13 protein-coding genes are annotated in these 18,027 nt (G+C 42.9%); 11 read left to right on the top strand and 2 right to left on the bottom strand.

What is annotated here, in order from left to right; translation table 11 throughout:
• Positions 1-216: 216 nt before the first annotated feature.
• The 3 genes from sir (at position 217) to ACLGGO_RS02955 (ending at position 3,648) form a co-directional block, all read left to right on the top strand.
• The gene (gene sir / locus ACLGGO_RS02965; RefSeq protein ID WP_446418217.1) at positions 217-2,121 is read left to right on the top strand and encodes a sulfite reductase, ferredoxin dependent; all 1,905 of its coding nucleotides are present in this window, start codon (positions 217-219) and stop codon (positions 2,119-2,121) included.
• 103 nt (positions 2,122-2,224) lie between these two features.
• Entirely contained in the window at positions 2,225-2,839 is a 615-nt protein-coding gene (locus ACLGGO_RS02960; RefSeq protein ID WP_446418216.1) for a LysE family translocator, read from the top strand.
• A gap of 107 nt (positions 2,840-2,946) precedes the next feature.
• Positions 2,947-3,648 carry a DUF547 domain-containing protein gene (locus ACLGGO_RS02955; RefSeq protein WP_446418215.1) on the top strand — a complete coding sequence of 234 codons (702 nt, stop codon included), beginning with the start codon at positions 2,947-2,949 and terminating at the stop codon, positions 3,646-3,648.
• On the opposite strand, the gene ACLGGO_RS02950 is transcribed toward ACLGGO_RS02955, so the two are convergent.
• Both ACLGGO_RS02950 and ACLGGO_RS02945 read right to left on the bottom strand, forming a co-directional pair.
• Complete coding sequence (locus tag ACLGGO_RS02950; protein WP_446418214.1) at positions 3,630-4,364, bottom strand: TIGR04283 family arsenosugar biosynthesis glycosyltransferase; 735 nt, start codon at positions 4,362-4,364, stop codon at positions 3,630-3,632. The two genes, ACLGGO_RS02955 and ACLGGO_RS02950, sit on opposite strands and share 19 nt — an antisense overlap.
• A 77-nt stretch (positions 4,365-4,441) precedes the next feature.
• Entirely contained in the window at positions 4,442-5,272 is an 831-nt protein-coding gene (locus ACLGGO_RS02945; protein ID WP_446418213.1) for a sulfurtransferase, read from the bottom strand.
• Between the two features lie 124 nt (positions 5,273-5,396).
• Here ACLGGO_RS02945 and ACLGGO_RS02940 point away from each other — a divergent pair, with 124 nt between their 5' ends.
• The 8 genes from ACLGGO_RS02940 (at position 5,397) to ACLGGO_RS02905 (ending at position 17,849) form a co-directional block, all read left to right on the top strand.
• On the top strand, positions 5,397-7,415 hold the full coding sequence (locus ACLGGO_RS02940; protein WP_446418212.1) for an alpha-amylase family glycosyl hydrolase: 2,019 nt from the start codon (positions 5,397-5,399) through the stop codon (positions 7,413-7,415).
• A gap of 360 nt (positions 7,416-7,775) precedes the next feature.
• Positions 7,776-8,972: a V4R domain-containing protein gene (locus tag ACLGGO_RS02935; protein WP_446418211.1), complete on the top strand. Its 1,197-nt coding sequence runs from the start codon at positions 7,776-7,778 to the stop codon at positions 8,970-8,972.
• Positions 8,973-9,053: 81 nt separating this feature from the next.
• Positions 9,054-10,643, top strand: coding sequence for a SpoIIE family protein phosphatase (locus tag ACLGGO_RS02930; protein WP_446418210.1), 1,590 nt, complete (start codon positions 9,054-9,056; stop codon positions 10,641-10,643).
• 48 nt (positions 10,644-10,691) lie between these two features.
• A complete protein-coding gene (locus tag ACLGGO_RS02925) occupies positions 10,692-11,270 on the top strand; it encodes a slr1658 superfamily regulator (protein ID WP_446335864.1) in 579 nt (192 codons plus the stop codon).
• 33 nt (positions 11,271-11,303) lie between these two features.
• A complete protein-coding gene (locus tag ACLGGO_RS02920; RefSeq protein ID WP_446335863.1) occupies positions 11,304-11,648 on the top strand; it encodes a slr1659 superfamily regulator in 345 nt (114 codons plus the stop codon).
• A gap of 334 nt (positions 11,649-11,982) precedes the next feature.
• Entirely contained in the window at positions 11,983-16,167 is a 4,185-nt protein-coding gene (locus ACLGGO_RS02915; protein ID WP_446418209.1) for a transporter substrate-binding protein, read from the top strand.
• 154 nt (positions 16,168-16,321) lie between these two features.
• Entirely contained in the window at positions 16,322-16,960 is a 639-nt protein-coding gene (locus tag ACLGGO_RS02910; protein WP_446335861.1) for a GDSL-type esterase/lipase family protein, read from the top strand.
• Between the two features lie 577 nt (positions 16,961-17,537).
• Positions 17,538-17,849 (top strand): hypothetical protein, encoded by a 312-nt coding sequence (locus ACLGGO_RS02905; RefSeq protein ID WP_446335860.1) that lies wholly within the window; start codon positions 17,538-17,540, stop codon positions 17,847-17,849.
• Positions 17,850-18,027 lie beyond the last annotated feature (178 nt).

Raw genomic sequence — 18,027 nt, 5'->3', positions numbered from 1 at the left:
GCATTACCCACCAACTTTCAGTAGGTCTTCCGGACAAGCGTGTGCTAGACTAGCATCTTATTTGCGATCGCACAGGCACCGCCAGCAAAGACAACAATCTTAATTTATATCAAAGTCGCACCCACACCGATGACCCAAGTATTAGGATCAGAGTATTCAACGTAATCCCGATAGATTTACGGTAATATAGCTGATCCGTTCGGACTTATAGCATCCATGGTTGTATCTCAGAATCCCTCTGTACAGAAAACGTCTAAGCTTGAAGGCATAAAAGAACGCAGTAACTTCTTACGCGAACCCGTAGCCAGCGAGTTGCTGGAAGACACCACCCACTTCAGTGGCGATGCGGTACAAATTCTTAAATTTCACGGTTCCTACCAGCAAGACAACCGCGATAACCGGATTAAAGGGCAAGAAAAAGACTATCAGTTCATGCTGCGAACCCGTTCTCCCGGCGGGTTTATCCCCCCCCAACTTTATCTGACACTCGATCAACTCTCCGATGAATACGGGAACCATACCATGCGAGTCACCACTCGCCAAGGTTTTCAGCTTCACGGCATTCTCAAAAAGAACTTAAAGGCAACCATCGCCGCCATTGTCCGCAATATGGGTTCAACCCTTGGCGCTTGCGGGGATTTAAACCGCAATGTCATGGCACCTCCCGCCCCGTTCAAGACTCGTCCTGATTACCAATATGCCTGGGAGTATGCCGATAAAATTGCCGATTTATTAACCCCTCAGACGGGCGCTTATTATGAAATTTGGCTGGATGGGGAAAAGGCAATTAGCGCTGAAGAAGCCCCAGAGGTGAAAGCGGCGCGTCAGCGTAATGGCAACGGTACGATATTCTCGGATACAGAAGAACCGATTTATGGGGAACATTATATGCCCCGTAAGTTTAAGTGTAGTGTTACCGTTCCGGGCGATAACTCGGTTGACCTCTACACCCAAGACGTTAGCTTGGTGGTGATGATGAATCAGCAGGGAGAACTTGAAGGATTTAATGTTCTCGCCGGTGGTGGTTTAGGACGCACCCATAATAAAGAAGAAACCTTTGCCCGTATGGCTGACCCCATTGGCTATGTGGCAAAAGATGATATCTTCGACTTAATCAAAGCCATTGTGGCAACTCAGCGAGACTATGGCGATCGCGTGAGTCGTCGTCATGCCCGGATGAAGTACCTGATCAATGATTGGGGCGTTGATAAGTTCCGCGCTAAGGTTGAGGAGTACTTTGGTAAACCCCTAGCCGCCTACAAACCCCTCCCCGCCTTTAAATATAAAGACTATCTGGGATGGAACGAGCAAGGAGACGGTAAGCTATTTTTAGGCATTTCCATTGAGAATGGTCGAGTTAAAGATGAGGGCAATTTCCGACTCAAAACAGCCCTACGGGAAATTGTCAAGCAATTTGACCTACCCATGAGGATGACACCCAACCACAATGCCATTCTTTATGAGATTGAAAAGGACCAGCAGCAAACCATTGAACAGATTCTCAACCAACACGGGGTTCAAATCACCCCAGAGGGTATCGAACCCTTAGTCCGCTATTCCATGGCTTGCCCAGCCCTACCCACCTGTGGCTTAGCCATTACTGAATCAGAACGGGTAATTCCGAGTATTACCGAGCGGATTCGGGTGCTGTTGGACAAGTTGGGGTTAAAGGATGAGCATTTTGTCATCCGCATGACTGGATGTCCTAATGGATGTGCCAGACCTTACATGGCAGAATTAGGATTTGTCGGGAGTGCGCCAGGAAAATACGAAATTTGGTTAGGAGGTTCACCGGATCAGACAAGGTTAGCACGAGCCTATATCGAAAAACTGCCGATTGAAGAACTCGAATCCTTCCTCGAACCTATGTTGATGCAATTCAAGCAACAGCGCGAACTTGGGGAAAGTTTCGGGGATTTTTGCGATCGCGTGGGTTTTGATGCGATTCGGGAGTATTCTGCCAATTACGTCTTTGCCAAACCTACCCAGAAAACCCGACATCGGATTTCCCTCAACGATGATCTTTACAGCCGTCTCAAAGACGCCGCCGCGAGTCAAGGTAAGCCGATTAGCCATCTCGCCGCCGACGCGATCGAGGCGTTCCTAAATCAGTCATCCTAAATCTTAGGGCGTGATATCCGATACCCAAATTCTACCCAGATCCCCGACTTCTTCAAGACGTTGGGGATCTCATCTCAATTGGCTAAAACTAATGAAAAGCAGTATGACATTTAGCACCATTATTGCGTTATTTAGTGCGATGGTTGTGCTAGCTTCTATTCCGAGTGTTAGTGTATTGGCTGTCTCCACCAGAGCAGCTACATCTGGATTTATTCATGGTGTTTTCACAACGATAGGCATAGTAGTGGGTGACATTATTTTCATAATAATAGCCATTTGGGGTTTATCACTTCTTGCTGGAACAATGGGGGGCTTATTTGTCCTAATCAAGTATCTGGGTGGCGCTTATATTATAGTGTTGGGAATAGGCTTATGTCGATCAAAGTTGAATAACGTGGAGACGCAGGCAGTTACAGCATCCTCTTGGCTGTCCAGTTTTATAGCCGGATTGTCTATTACATTAGCCGATCAAAAAGCAACTTTATTTTATCTGGGTTTTTTTCCAGCTTTTATTGATATTTCTAAACTATCTTATCTTGATACTAGCATCATTATAGGCATTACTACAGTGGCTGTAGGCGGTGTAAAACTGGGTTATGCATTCATGGCGGATAAAGCAAGATTACTGATGAGTTCCAAAATAAGAAAAGGAATAAACACTGCCGCAGGCTGTGTAATGATTGCCGTTGGAGTGTTTTTGGTCACAAAAGGCAATTGAATCCGGGCGGGTTTTGTTGATCAGTTATTGCTAATAAACTAAATTTAATCTCTAAACCCACCCCTAGACCCTGACAATTGAATCAGTTACAAAACCGACACTTAACAATGATTGATTTTACAGTTTTGGATCAACTTTTACGCCAGTACGTTGATGAAAATGGTCGCGTCAATTATCAGGATTGGTCACAGCAGTCATACCAAACCCTGATGAATTGGCTAAAGACTGTAGAACAACTCAATCCCAAATCTCTCTCCCATCCCGATGAAAAATTAGCGCTGTGGATCAACCTCTACAATGCCTTTGTGATTGCTTCCGTTTTGGCACGATACCCAATAAATTCTATCTTACCCCGGATTTTCGGTATCCAAAACTGGTTGGCATTTCTCTGGTTCTTCAGCCATCCTTTGCCACCCAGTCGCCGTTACAGCCTCAATCAAATCGAACATAAAATCCTTCGTCGCGAATTCAACGAACCCCGTATTCATTTTGCCTTGGTTTGTGCGGCGATTGGCTGTCCCTTGCTTCGTCCTGGTGCTTATTGGACAGAATCAGTACGCAGCCAATTAGAGGAAGACGCCAGCCGCTTTATTAATAATCCCAATAAAGTTCGATACGATCTATCTAGTCAAACCCTTTATTGTAGTCGCATCTTTAAATGGTACGGGGATGATTTTCTTAAAGTCGCTAACTCAATCCCCGATTATATCCGCGCTTATCTGAAAACCGAGATTGCGATCGCGTCTCATACTCCCATTATCTACCTAGATTACGACTGGACGCTTAACGATCAGCGAATATCCTCATAAAATTTTTTCAGATAAGGTGCAGGCATCCCCAAACCCCACAAGAAACCCACATAAATATAAATCGCCGTCGCTTTCAGCGAGCCCCAACGTGCCACCCGCCGATCAGAACTCTGAACCACTCGATTTACTAAACGAATTCGCCCCCGCTTGACCAACTTCAAACACAAATCCGCCTCTTCCATAATCTGTAAAGTGAGATCAAACCCACCACATTCCCAGAAATCGAAGCGGCGAACAAACATGACTTGATCTCCAAACAGCAGGCGCAATCCTCGACCAAATAAATGAGGTCGAAAAAGTAAAGGCGCATAGTAAGTTTTCAGGTAATTATGCAAGGATATTCCCCAGCGCGTCGTTCTTGAACCCGCCATCAGGGAGATAAATCCACCACAGACGACAGTTGGGTCAGTTAAAGTCTGTTGGATGAGTGATATTAAGTCATCAGGTACTAATGTGTCAGCATGAAGAAAACAGAGAATCTCTCCCTTTGCCTGCTGTGCGCCTTGGTTCATCTGGATTGAACGTCCAGCGTCCTTTGAGAGTATAACCTGTACTCCGGCGGATGACGCGATCGCGACTGTCTCGTCTTCACTTCCACCATCCACCACAACCACATCCAGAGGAGGAGGCGTCAACACATTGAGATGGCGCAAGGTGCGTTCTAAACAACTCGCCTCATTCAGGGTGGGAATAATGATGGAAACAGAAGATGACATAATTTATCGATAGTGTTAGTCTATATCTTTTTTTACCCTTCGCTTCGCTCAAGGGAATGCTTTTTCCCTTTTACTTTTTACTTTTTTAATGGATGTGTTCTAGCCGGATAAGCCGACCATTCCCACATCGAACCCGCATAGTTTTTCACACAGGTATAACCTAATTCGGTTAGCACCGCGACAATAAAAGCAGAGCGCACACCCCCTGTACAATAGGTAGCAATGGGAGTATCGCGATCGCATCCCCGTTGATGTAGCTGGGCAATAATTTCCCCTGGGGGAAGTAAGTACCCTTTTTTATCCAGCAAATCCCGGAAATGGAAAGGCACAGCACCAGGAATATGTCCACCCCGTTTTTCACAGTAAGGGGTAGCCCCAGCAAATTCTTCCGGTGAACGGCTATCAATGACTACATAGGCTTGAGTTGTCAAATTTTCTTGCAGTTGATGGCGCTGAATCTCCCATAAGGGTGTAGGTTTGACCACAAAGTCTCCCGGTTCTAGACGAGTCAGTCCCCAAACGGTGGGAACTCCCACAGAAACTAGCGCCGCCTGTCCGCCATTGACGAAAGCCGCTTGCGGGTGTCCCAGAGTCCGTAACATCCAAACCACGCGCCCCTCTTCTCCAAAATTCTTAGGGGGATTGCCAATCACGATAACAGGTTTACAGTTACAGATACCTAACCCCCGAAGTTTTTTTTCGAGTACCTTTGAGTCTTTGATCAGTTTTCCGTTAGGTGGGAATTTTCGCTCTAAGAATTGCCACCATCCCAGCCAAACCGCACCAGGAACATGACTAAAAAACCAGGAAATTGGCTGGCGTACATCTAACACAGTTGCGGCGTTTTGTTCGATGAGTCCCTTGGCTTCGGCTGCATTGACGACCCAGCGATATTGAAGTTGGATCATAATTGGGTTGCTTATAGGAAGATGAAGCAGTTGTCAGTTTTGAATTTTGAAATCTCCCGAATAGAATGGTGGTCGGTTGTACAGATCAACCCAAAGTAAGATTCCCACTCAGGAGACCCATGCTATGCTCATCGATCTATTAAGCCGCAAGCAGACCCACTTCATCTTGTGGCGTCCTGGTATATCCCAACCACCGCCCAGCGTTTACATTGCTAAACCTTCAGCTAAGGCTTCAGATCGATTCGAGAAAGTTGGGGAATTTCCCCTCAGCCAATCTCCTGATTTCCCGGAGTTGTGGGAAGTCTCCGCTCAAGACTGTGGTCTGACAGAAGGGCAAGTTTACCTGTACTGGTTTAAAATCCACAATACTCAACCCTATAACCCTGACAATATTAACAAAGTTCTCTATTGCACTGATCCAACCGCCACCACTGTAGACCGCCGGATAATCGCCCCCATCCCTGACGAGGAAGGTGGTATTGCCAGTCATGATCCTGCTAGTGTGATTTTGTATCACAATGGCATCCTAATCCCCTGTGATCCGGGCGGACAAACGGTGAACTGGGAAGGAGACGCCCCATTAGACACTCTACCCCCAAACAATCAACTGGTGATCTATGAATTACCAACCCGTTGGACAAAAGGGAGGACAGAGGAAAATCGAGAGGTAGGAATCGGTACGTTTCAGGATGTGCTGTCTTTATTGCAACCCCAAGCCACGTCTCCTAATTTTAGCCACATTGAAACCTTAGCAGAAGGCAAAGCTCATCTGGCGGAATTAGGCGTCAATGCCTTAGAATTATTGCCTCCAGCCGATAGTGATGACAAGCTGGAATGGGGATATGGTACAGCTAACTTTTTTGCGGCTGATTTTGATTTAGGACATCCAGAGGGTCAAGATGCACCAACCGCATCCACTGATTTAGCCAATCTAATTAAAGTGTGTCACCAGTTGGGAATGCGTTTCTTTGCCGATATGGTGATGGCGTTTTCCCGAAATAATCCGTATCAAAACATAAATTTTTTGGATTTTTATGTCCAATGGCGACCACAGGGCAATCCGGAACGTGATCCTGAACAAGTGGGTCGCAATGGTTTTGGTGGTGATTTATTTAAGTACAACTATTGGGTAGAAGGCTATCATCCAATTCTTGGCAAAAAATCCTGGTTTGTGCCAGCCCGTGAATATATGAAAGTATATATGGCTCATTGGCTGAACTATTATCGGGTGGATGGTTTGCGACTCGATAGCGTTAATAATGTCGGCAACTATGACTTTTTGGAAAAATTCCGAGAGTTAGCCCGCACGCTTTGGGAAAAACGGGGAGGTTCAAGCCAGCACTTTCTGGTTGTTGGCGAAGAATTAAGTGTCCCCTTAGCCTTAGTTCACCAAAATCGCTTAGATGGACTCTGGAACGAAAAATTTAAGCAGATTATTCGACAGGTAATTTTAGGCAAGAATGCCTTTAATGACTCTAGCTTTGAATGGAGTGTCCGCAAACTCATTGATTGTCGTTTTTTAGGCTTTACCGATAGCGCTCAAGCGGTGAATTATCTCACGTCCCATGATGTAGGCGGTTTAGGTAATGAACGTTTCTATAACTATCTAATTAATAATGGAGTTTACGATACTGAACCCCGGATTAAGCTAGCATTTGTTTGTCTTTTAACCGCTGTTGGGATTCCCCTGATTTTGGCAGGGGATGAATTTGCGGATCAGCAGGATCTTGATATTAGTGATGAACATACCGATCATAAACAGGTTGACCCAGTAAACTATAGTCGAGTCCAAGAGGATTGGCGACAACGCATCTTTGAGTATGTGGCGCGGTTAGTTCGCTTCCGCACCTCATCTAAGGCACTAGCCGTGAATGAGAATGAGTTTATTCATGCCGATTTCCATGAAGGTAAACGGGTTTTAGTCTGGCGGCGTGGCAAAAAGGCGGATGAATACGTGATTGTCGTGGCTAATTTCTCAGACTATGGAACTCCTGTAGGTTCTGAATATAAAGTCCCGAATTGGTCGCCCACTCCAGAAGGTAAGCAGTGGAAAGAAATCACCCAAAACCGCATCGTTCCTCCTGAATGGGTTGGCAGAGAACCGATTTTCCCATGGGAAGCAAAGGTTTACGCTTTGATTTAATTCTTCAAAAAAGGTAACAGAAGCTACCAAAGTATCCCTAGTTTGACCTTGTAGAGACGTTCCGGTGGAACGTCTCTTTCCAATCGAATGTCTCTTCCTTGCTCCTATTTCTCTATAAACTGATATAATCTCAATCTATAGCCGTTTTTGGTTCCATGGAATACAGTCCCAGGCTCAGGATTCATCGTTTATCGTTCATGGCAACTTCATTAGGCAATAAACCCTGTCTATAGCATTTCCCAATGAAACGTGAAAACCTTACCCTTCTCAGGGTGAGATTAATAACTCAAATGAAAAGGCTATATTTATTCTCTGAAGGAGTACCATGAACAATTTTAGACCGCCACTCACTAAGAACCAATGAACACTCCAACAGAAAAAGAATTAACTGAACGCTTCAATTTAGTATTTGACCCTCATACTTATCGTCGCATTATTGGCAAAAAAGAGGTAGTGATTCACTGCCATCATTATAACGCTCGTCTGCAAAATATTATAGAAGGCACTAAGCAAATTAATGGCAAAGCGATTATTTTATCAGCGACTGAAGAAATCTTCTCAGACTATATCCAGAATTTTTTTGATTCTGAAGATACCTTAGCAGATAAATGGCAAATAGCCGCAAAACTCTATGCTCACTTAGGATATGGACATTTGGACTTTTCCCAAATTAATCAAGGCATAGTTACGTCAAGTAGTTCCCACTTTGTCGAAGGATGGAAAGCCGGATTTATTGAGTCAAACTGTCCCGTCTGTACGTTTACAGAAGGGTATCTTCAAGGTGTGATTCATGGAATTACTGGAAAATCGGTGTATGTCAAGGAAAAAGCTTGTATGAATATGGGAGCGGATACGTGTCAGTTTATCGTCGATCAATCCCGAACTACTTCTGTAACTTATCTGCCGAAGCTAAACCTAAAGTTTAACCCTAAACCCACGAGTGAATTTGCTCACTCTAATATTGATGAGAAAAAAATTATTAATGCTCTAGTTGAAATGCCGTTTTATGGGAATAATCAGGGATTAATTCCGGCGTTTAATGTTTATTTAGCTAACACTCCAGCGGATTTTTATAATTTAATCTGTATTCGTTTTATAGAAAGCATGAAAAAACAAGGTTTATTCAGTACAGCTAAACAACTTCTTTTATTTGCTGGAGAAGTCTGTGCTGTGAACACCCTTCGCGGTATTATTATTTCAGCAGAATGGTATGAGTTAATTGCCCCCATGGTTGAAGAAGAATCGGATAACTTATATGGATTAATTGCGGTAACAAATGGTTTGGGTTGGGGCAATTGGCATGTCATCAATTATGAACCGGGCGAAACGTTGCAAATGGAAGCTCTCAATGGATACGAAGCTTTGGGTTATCTAGCCTATAAAGGCGAAGCAACAGAACCCCAATGTTTTGCGTTAACAGGTGTCGCAGCGGGAATTATGGCACTCCTTCATGGCGAAGGTACTGTTGAGGAACGGGTAGGAACCTATGCTTCAGAAGAAAGCCACTGTATTTGTTGTCAAGAATTATCTTGTAAATTCCAGGTTGAATTACTTTAAAGAGGCGGTTTAATTACTACAGTGAGTGACTAGGCGAAAGCAATAATAAATAGTTTTTTTAAATAAACAGGAGCTAATATCGTGAAGGATTGTCCTCTCTATGCCGTTTATACAGGAGGAATGCTCGTTTTAGATGACTCCCTAAACATATTTAACGTTACTCCGGAATTTTGTGAACATTTTGCCTGTACTCCTCAGTCTATTGTGGGAAAGCCGTTAGACAGCTTGTTTAGTCGCAAAGATAAAAGAGGCAGGTTTTTATTTCATGAAAAATTAAGTCAATATAAAAAAGGATTTCTGGACTTAACGATTGTTATTTTAGTTAACCAAAACGAATTTATTTCCCGTCTGCGATTAATTAAACGAGATAAAGAATGGCTGGCAATTTTTGAAAATATACTGGCTGAAGATGATGATCTTTTCCGGGAGTTTTATTTGGGACAAGAACGATGGACAAGTATCGTGCGAAATTCATCAGAGGGTATTGCTATCCTGGATAGTGAGGGACGGTTAGTCGAATTTAATAGTCGATTCTTTGAAATCATGCAATTCCGATCTGTTCATGGAGTTTTGCTTAATGAATCTGCTCTTTTAAATAAACATTTATTTAATTTATCAGATAATGAGCAGTTTAATTTAGCCAAAAAATATTTCGATAAAGCGAAAACGAACAAACGCAAATCTTACCAAGAGATTCAGCATTTATCCTATTATCTACGTTTAGAAATAACCCCTATTTATTTACCTGTCAAAGGATTTTCCGGATGTAGTTTTGTAATCAAGGACATAACCCACCAAAAACAGCTTGAATTCATGGCGCAACAGTTACAGCAAAAAAATAAGGAGTTGGAACTCCAAAAACAAGAGCTGCAAGCCGCCCATCAAAAAATTACTACTCTTAATCAAAAACTCCGACAAGAAAACCTGCGTCTGAGTTCTGAAATCGAGGTCACCAAGAAACTACAACAGATGATTTTACCTAAACAGGAGGAACTGGATTTAGTGGAAGGATTAGATATTGCTGGATTCATGCAACCTGCTGATGAAGTTGGCGGTGACTATTATGACGTAATTCAACAGAATGGTAACGTCAAAATTAGCATTGGTGATGTAACCGGACATGGTTTAGAAAGTGGAGTTTTGATGTTGATGACTCAAACGGCTGTGCGAACCTTACAAGAAAGTGAGGAAACCAATCCGGTGAGATTTTTGGATATTCTCAACCGCACTATTTATAGCAACATCCAGCGGATTAATCCCTATAAAAATATAACTCTGGCTGTTTTAGATTATGCCAATGGCACTTTGGGTGTCAGTGGTCAACATGAGGATGTTATTGTGGTGCGTAATGGAGGAAAAGTGGAACGGATTAATACAACTTATCTGGGCTTCCCTTTAGGATTAGAGGAAGAAATTTCTGAGTTTATCGATCAGGAAAAAATAGAGTTAAATTCAGGAGATGTGGTAGTCTTATACACGGATGGTGTTACAGAGGCTTATAACTCCCAGCGACAACAATATGGACTAGAGCGGTTATGCGAAATTGTTAGTCGGAATTATCAGAAATCGACTCAGGAAATTAAACAAGTCGTGATTGACGATGTACGGCGTCATATTGGTGAACAGAAAGTTGCTGATGATATTACGTTGGTGATACTTAAACAGAAGTAAATCGCTGTTCATGTTTTCCATTCTCAAAAAGCTATAATCTCAAAGGATATGAATCAAATATTAGGAAACTTCAGAGAAGATATACTTGCCGATTACAAGCTTTTTACGCTGGAGTTGTATGTCCACGCAATTTCTCGCGCCCGCCGTAAGCAAACTCGCTACTTGTCTGTTGCTTTCATGACGGACTATATCGCCAATCTTTTTCCTACCCATGAGGACGATATCCAAACCTTTGAACGACAACTAAAAATCAAGAGTGCCGCGACTTATATCACCAATGAATTATTAGAGAATTGCATTAAATTCCATGATAGTCTGGTTAAATATCCAATAAAAATTAGTAGCTGCTTGCAGGAAAAAACATTAATATTAATGGCTACAAATTGTGTGAATCAAGACAAGTTAAAAAAAATGGAGGCATTTGTTGACGAATTTCTTACCTCAGATCTTAATGAATTTTATTTTAGACAATTGGAAAAAGGTGCTGAAGAGAATAGTGATCAATCGCAGTTGGGTTTTCTCAGCATGACTAATGATTATAGTGCTAAGTTAGGCTGGAAAATTGAAACCATTAACCAAAACCCTGAAGTAAAAACGGTGACCACAATGGTACAGCTAACGATCTAATGAAGTCATAAGTAATAGGATGGAGTATATCGAATGAGCATTCAGACCGAAGACTATACGGTATGGTATGAACCAACAACGGCAACCGTGAACTTCAAAGGTTTATTGCGGGAAAGCCTAATTTCTGATTATAAACCCATCGAGGAATTACTGGATCAGGTTATGGTTCAAGAACTCCCCCTGATTACGATGAACTTACAGCAGCTAGAATTCCTGAACAGTTCGGGAATGAGTGTCTTGTCTCGATTTGTAATTCGTGTACGTAAGCAAAAAATCACTCAACTGATGGTTAAAGGTTCAACACAAATGCCTTGGCAAAATAAGCTTTTAAGTAACTGGCAACGGTTGGTGCCTACTTTAAAAATGGAGTGGGACTAGGACAAGAAGGCAGAGGGCAGAAGAGAAGGAGTAAGGAGGCAAAGTAGAATGAAATGAAAGATGGGCATTGTAACTCAATATACCTGAATTTACCTGAAGTTACTCTAACCTATCTCAAACTATAACCCTCAATTTTTATGAAATGATTTAGGTTAACCCAAGTATAATATAACTAAACTCAAACTCTAAAACTCATAGCGTTGATTTTGCTCTATAGTTTTGTGTAATTAGACTTTAACTTGAATAAAACTCCTGGTTGCCACTCAATTGCCTTGAAAAGGACTATGTATAGATTCCTCATACACTCTGTATAAAATAACCCTAGGCTTTGATCATGTTGCCTTTAAACCAGCCATCCTCTGCATCTGGAGTGCGAGTTGGTATCTTGCATTCCCAAACTGGCACAATGGCTCTTAGTGAGAGACCATTAATTGATGCAGCCCTGATGGCGATCGCACAAATCAATCAAGCCGGAGGCGTTTTGGCTCAAACCATTGAGCCGCTTGTGGTTGATGGTGCATCTGATCCAGCAGAATTTAAACGCCAAGCCCAACAACTGATTCAATTTGAGGGCGTAACCACAGTTTTTGGCTGTTGGACGTCGGCTACCCGTAAAGCGGTTAAACCCACATTTGAGACCTTAAATGCTCTCCTCTGGTATCCCCTACAATACGAAGGACTCGAAAGCTCTCCTAACATCTTTTATACCGGCGCTTGTTCCAATCAACAAGTGGAACCCGCCGTTTCTTGGCTACTGTCTAACAAAGGAAAGCGATTCTATCTGCTAGGTTCCGATTATGTTTTTCCCCGCACTTTAAATAAGATCATCGCCTCCCAACTCAAGCAACAAGGTGGGGAAGTCGTCGGGGAAGAATATTTAGACTTAGGGGAGACAGATTTTAGCGGCGCGATCGCACGAATTCAACAAACCCAACCGGATGTTGTTTTCAATACCCTTAATGGACAAGGAAACCAATTTTTCTATCGTCAGTACCGAGACGCAGGGATAACCGCTGATGACATTCCAATTCTGGCGGTGAGTGTCGCGGAAGTGGAACTCCAAACCCTGGACGATGTGGCTGTTGGACATTATGCCAGTTGGAGTTATTTCCAGAGTCTAAATACACCCGAAAATAATCGATTTGTGCAGCAATTTCAGGCGCGATATGGTGTAAATCGGGTTACCTCTGATCCGATTGAAGCGGCTTACAGTCAAGTGTACCTGTGGAAATTAGCCGTCGAATCTGCCCAATCTTTTGCCGTGGATCAGGTACGATTAGCGGCATATAATCAAAGTTTTGCTGCACCGGGGGGACTGATTCAAATTCAACCCAATCATCATGTTGGCAAATATTCCTATATTGGACAAATTTTACCCGGTGGACAATTTCAGGTTATCCACAGGAGTAAAAATCTCATTAAACCGCTTCCTTGGTTAGGAGTTGAAAAACTCGATTTTAACAAATCAGACTTAGTAATTGAAATGCTCTCTCAAGTCAGCCAAGGGATTCAGGAAACCTGGCTTTATGAGCAAAAATCGCGCCAACTCGAAGCCTTGACGCATAAGCTAAAGCAAGCCGAACAAGCCTTACAGGAAAGTGCGATCGCGCTGCGTAATCATAATCTGGTGTTGACTCAATTAGCTAAAAGTCCCGCCATCCATCAAGGAGATTTAAACGCCGCTTTCGCTGAAATTACCCAAGCCGGTGTGCAAAGTCTGGGCGTTGAACGCACGGGGATTTGGTTATTTGACAAAACCAGAACCAAACTCCACTGTTTTGACCTATTTGACAAGCATCAAAACCACCATAGCCAAGACATTGAACTTGCTGTGGCGAACTATCCTATCTATTTTCAGGCATTACAGCATGACCAACTCATTGCCGCAGATTATGCCCAAACTGACCCGAGAACGCAAGAATTGTCGGCGTCTTATTTGATTCCCTGGGGTATCACCTCGGTTCTGGATGTGCCAATTCAGATTAGAGGAGAAATCGCCGGAATTATCTGTTTAGGACAAGTGGGAAGGGTTCGCCACTGGACACCAGAAGACCAGAATTTCGCGCGATCGCTTGCCGATTTAGTGTCCTTGGCAATTGAAGCGCGAGAACATAAACAAACCGAGTTTGATTTAGCGGAAAGCCAACGCAGTCTGGCAACATTAATGAGTAATATACCCGGTATTGCTTACCGTTGTCTCAATGACTCAGACTGGACGATGCTTTTTATCAGTGAAGGCTGCTATGAGCTTACGGGTTATCCAGTTGAAGCCTTCACGAAGCAAAAAATACTCACGTACAATCAACTCATTCATCCTGATGACCAAAACCCTGTATTTGATCAGATACAAGCGGCTCTAGATAATCACCATTCTTACCAACTCACTTATCGAATTATCACCGCAACTGGCGAATTAAAGTGGGTTTGGGAACAAGGTCAGGGCATTTTTGAACCCGATGGAAAGGTATTTTATCTAGAAGGTTTAATTACGGATATTACCGCACAAAAACAAACTGAAGCTGCATTACGTAAAAGTGAAGACCGTTGGCAATTAGTGCTAAATAGTACTCAGGATGGCATCTTTGAGTGGAATATCGCCACTGGAAAAGTATTTGCTTCTCCTCACTTGGGAGGGATGCTAGGTTACACCGATCCAACAGTACTGGAAAGCTTTGATCGTTGGCGTAATCTCGTCCATCCAGAGGATATTGATCAAGTTTTAGCCACATTGCAAGACCATTTAACGCAAAAAACTCCCCCGTACAAGTTTGAGTACAGGATGCGCTGTCAAGACGGTAGTTATAAATGGATTTTGGCACGGGGACAAGTGCAATGGAATGAAAACGGACAGCCTGTGCGGGTTGTCGGTTCTCAGCAGGATTTCAGCGATCGCAAACAAGCGGAAGAAGAGGTGAAACTCTTATTAAACCTTTCTCAGGCAATTAATGCGGCGTCCGATTTTGATACGGCTTTAGAGGTAGCATTGCAGAAGTTATGCGAAATCACGGGTTGGATTTATGGCGAAGCTTGGATTCCTTCCACTGATGAGTCAATTCTAGTCTCTAGCCGCCGTTGGCATTGTCAACGCCAAGGACTTGATCCGAGTTTGCAGGTAGCCATTGAGGGTTTCCGAGAATATAGTAAATTACTCACGTTCTACCCAGGAGAAGAGATTCCGGGAAAAGTTTGGTTAACTCAACACTCTCAATGGATCAGCGATTTTAGTCAAACCGATGATGTTTTGCTGCGATTGGAATCAGCGACAGCTTGTGGTTTAAAAGCGGGTTTTGGTGTACCGATTATTGCCAATGTTAACCTCGATAAACCAACAACCCAACTTAACAGTTGTTTGCTCAGTTCCCCCTCTTCAGTATTGGCAATCCTGGTATTTTTTATCCATTCTAACGGTTCTGAAGACAAACGATTGACCAAGTTAGTCAATGGTGTGGCGGCTCAATTGGGAACAGTGTTGCAACAGAAGAAAGTGCAAGCCGAAATGAAAGCTCTCTTTGCGGCAATGACTGATATGGTGACAGTGAGAGATGTTTCGGGACGCTGTCTGAATATGATTCCCACTAAGGTGGCAAATGTTTACAAATTACCAGAGGCAATGATGGGTAGAAAACTCCATGAGGATTTGCCACGTCCCCAAGCTGATCTGATTCTCCAGGCGATTCTCCAGGCAATATCGACCCAGGAAACTGTCTCGATTGAATATTCCCTACCGATTGATGGCAAGGAGGTTTGGTTAGCGGAAACGATTTCTCCCCTGTCTACAGAGACGGCTATTTTAGTCGCACGAGATATTAGCGATCGCAAGCAAGCAGAAGCCGCCCTTTATGTAGAGAAACAAAAGTCAGAGCAGTTATTGCTGAATATTTTGCCTCAGCCTATTGTTGAGCAGCTCAGAAATAATCCCGATGTCATTGCTGAACAATTTAACGATGTGACCATTTTGTTTGCTGATTTAGTTGGATTTACTCCCCTAGGGGCTCGATTAAAACCGATTGAGTTGGTTAAGTTACTTAATCATATTTTTTCCCGGTTTGATGAGTTGGTCGATCAATTAGGATTAGAGAAAATAAAAACGATTGGTGATGCCTACATGGTGGCGGCTGGCTTACCAATTCCGCGATCCGATCATGCAGAGGCGATCGCGCAAATGGCATTGGCAATGCAAGGGGCGATGAAACGCTTTCAAGTTGAACTGGGTGAGGATATTAAAATCCGCATTGGTATTAATACAGGCGTTGTGGTTGCTGGGGTTATTGGTACGAAAAAGTTTATCTATGATTTGTGGGGAGATGCTGTTAATATTGCTTCCCGGATGGAATCCTCTGGTGAAGCTGGACGTATTCAAGTCACTGAAGCGACTTATGAGCGACTCAAGTATAACTACCCGTTGGAAAAGCGAGGAGCGATTAATGTGAGGGGGAGAGGCGAAATGGTGACCTATTGGCTTATGGGTGATCAAGCATCGTCTGGTATGAATAACGGTAAAAAAATTCCAATACTTTGACTATCAGCTCCATGAAATATGCCAAAATAATAGATAGACTCGTGAAAAGTTAACGATTATCTGGGCAGTTGTAGACGATCTCCTTGACTTCTTGTTGAGTGACCGCCGCTACACAGGCAAATCTACAATCTAAAATCATGTAAAGTATAAAATCATGGCACATATTATTCTTCTGGGGGATTCAATTTTTGATAATGCTGCTTATGTACCTGATGGTTTATCTGTCATTGACTTGCTAAAAAATTGCTTACCTCAAGGAGATCAGGCAACTCTTCTAGCTGTGGATGGAGATTCGATTCAGGAGATTGATTCCCAAATCCAGCGCTTACCAAGGGACGCCAGCCATGTATTTATTAGTGTGGGCGGTAATGATGCGTTACAATATGCCTCTATCTTGGTTCAATCCACCCAATCTTCCCCAAAGATGTTAGACGCGATCGCAACGATGAAAGCGGAGTTTTACCACAACTATCAGCAGATGCTGAAAGCGGTGTTGTCACTGGATAAACCGACTGCACTCTGTACAATTTACGACCAATGTCCCCTCCTTGATCCAGTCATGCGTCTATTAGCATTTACCGTGTTATCGATGTTTAATGATTGTATTATTCGACAAGCGGTTCAAGCGGGTTTACCCTTAATCGATTTGCGGGTGATTTGTGATGAAGTAACAGACTACTCCACGATTTCTCCCGTAGAACCGTCTATGTCTGGAGGACAAAAAATAGCCCGTGCGATCGCTACCGTTATGACTGAACATAACTTCTCCGAACGGCGTACTGTTGTTTATTGATCGGTTGCTTGTAGGGGCGGGTTTTACTGTTACCTATGGCGAGAAACCCCTCAATTCAATAAACCCGCCCTGATCCTAACCGTTAACGTTTATAATCCAGTCTAGGTAGACAGACGCGAGTTGGTTGAGTTACTTGAGTTCTCTTCGACCTAGCTTGTTGAAGTCTAAAGCCCTTACTAAGAACACAGCAGAAGGCGCGATCGCACAACTTGCCTTTTGGTTTTATCACCTCTTTATTTAACAATTAAACTTAAACACAGACAAAAGAAATTGGCTTGTAGGGGCGGGTTTTACTGTTACCTGTGGCGAGAAACCCCTCAATTCAATAAACCCGCCCTGATCCCAACCATTAAGGTTTATAATTCAGTCTAAGTAGGCTCCACGGGAGTTGGTCGAGTTCCGTGAATTCTCTTCAACCATCAACGTTAGGGCAAGAATACCAATAGTGACTATTGGCTAATTAGCAGCTAGCATAAGATTTTTTTTATTTATCAAAATTCTAGGATAAATATTTGAACTTAAGCCAATTAACATGCTATAATGTTTGTTAAATTTGAATTCTCAGGAGAAGCTTTTCATGAAAATTAAATCATTTTTAATGATATCATTTATTGCTGCTCTTGTAACTTTACTGGTAGCCAAAGCAACGTTTAGTAATCCAGTTTTGCCGGATACCCAACCTCAAGGCTCAATAAACCTAAATATCGATGATCCAGTGTGCTATATGCAAACCGAAGACGGCACAGTTTTAGACCTGAGTAACTTGTGCGGCAAAGAGCAACTGAGTCGTCCAACCTCTACGGCTCGTACCTATGCACAACAACCTCAGGTTTATAACGTAAAAAAACTTAAAGAATTCGATGATTCCTTGTATGGTCCGGAAAACTAAGTTGATAGAATTAATACTCAATCTTGATTGGCAAAATAAGCTTAGCTCTCCCGTACTTGTGATGGAAAACCCTCTATTAGTGATAGCTTCCCTGAAAACATTGTTTTGAAAGCCTTAGTCCACAAAGTTTTCAGTAATAATCAGTTTGCTTATCACCCTAGGTAGAATGGCATAAGTT

This window comes from Coleofasciculus sp., assembly GCF_046565525.1.
Lineage (GTDB): Bacteria > Cyanobacteriota > Cyanobacteriia > Cyanobacteriales > Coleofasciculaceae > Coleofasciculus.
The sequence above is the reverse complement of the archived record's forward strand: the minus strand, read 5'-3'. Positions and strand labels throughout refer to the sequence as shown.

Coding starts and splice junctions, on each gene's coding strand:
- sir (WP_446418217.1), top strand. CDS start 217: ATGGTTGTATCTCAGAATCCCTCTGTACAGAAAACGTCTAAGCTTGAA.
- ACLGGO_RS02960 (WP_446418216.1), top strand. CDS start 2,225: ATGACATTTAGCACCATTATTGCGTTATTTAGTGCGATGGTTGTGCTA.
- ACLGGO_RS02955 (WP_446418215.1), top strand. CDS start 2,947: ATGATTGATTTTACAGTTTTGGATCAACTTTTACGCCAGTACGTTGAT.
- ACLGGO_RS02950 (WP_446418214.1), bottom strand. CDS start 4,364: ATGTCATCTTCTGTTTCCATCATTATTCCCACCCTGAATGAGGCGAGT.
- ACLGGO_RS02945 (WP_446418213.1), bottom strand. CDS start 5,272: ATGATCCAACTTCAATATCGCTGGGTCGTCAATGCAGCCGAAGCCAAG.
- ACLGGO_RS02940 (WP_446418212.1), top strand. CDS start 5,397: ATGCTCATCGATCTATTAAGCCGCAAGCAGACCCACTTCATCTTGTGG.
- ACLGGO_RS02935 (WP_446418211.1), top strand. CDS start 7,776: ATGAACACTCCAACAGAAAAAGAATTAACTGAACGCTTCAATTTAGTA.
- ACLGGO_RS02925 (WP_446335864.1), top strand. CDS start 10,692: ATGAATCAAATATTAGGAAACTTCAGAGAAGATATACTTGCCGATTAC.
- ACLGGO_RS02920 (WP_446335863.1), top strand. CDS start 11,304: ATGAGCATTCAGACCGAAGACTATACGGTATGGTATGAACCAACAACG.
- ACLGGO_RS02915 (WP_446418209.1), top strand. CDS start 11,983: ATGTTGCCTTTAAACCAGCCATCCTCTGCATCTGGAGTGCGAGTTGGT.
- ACLGGO_RS02910 (WP_446335861.1), top strand. CDS start 16,322: ATGGCACATATTATTCTTCTGGGGGATTCAATTTTTGATAATGCTGCT.
- ACLGGO_RS02905 (WP_446335860.1), top strand. CDS start 17,538: ATGAAAATTAAATCATTTTTAATGATATCATTTATTGCTGCTCTTGTA.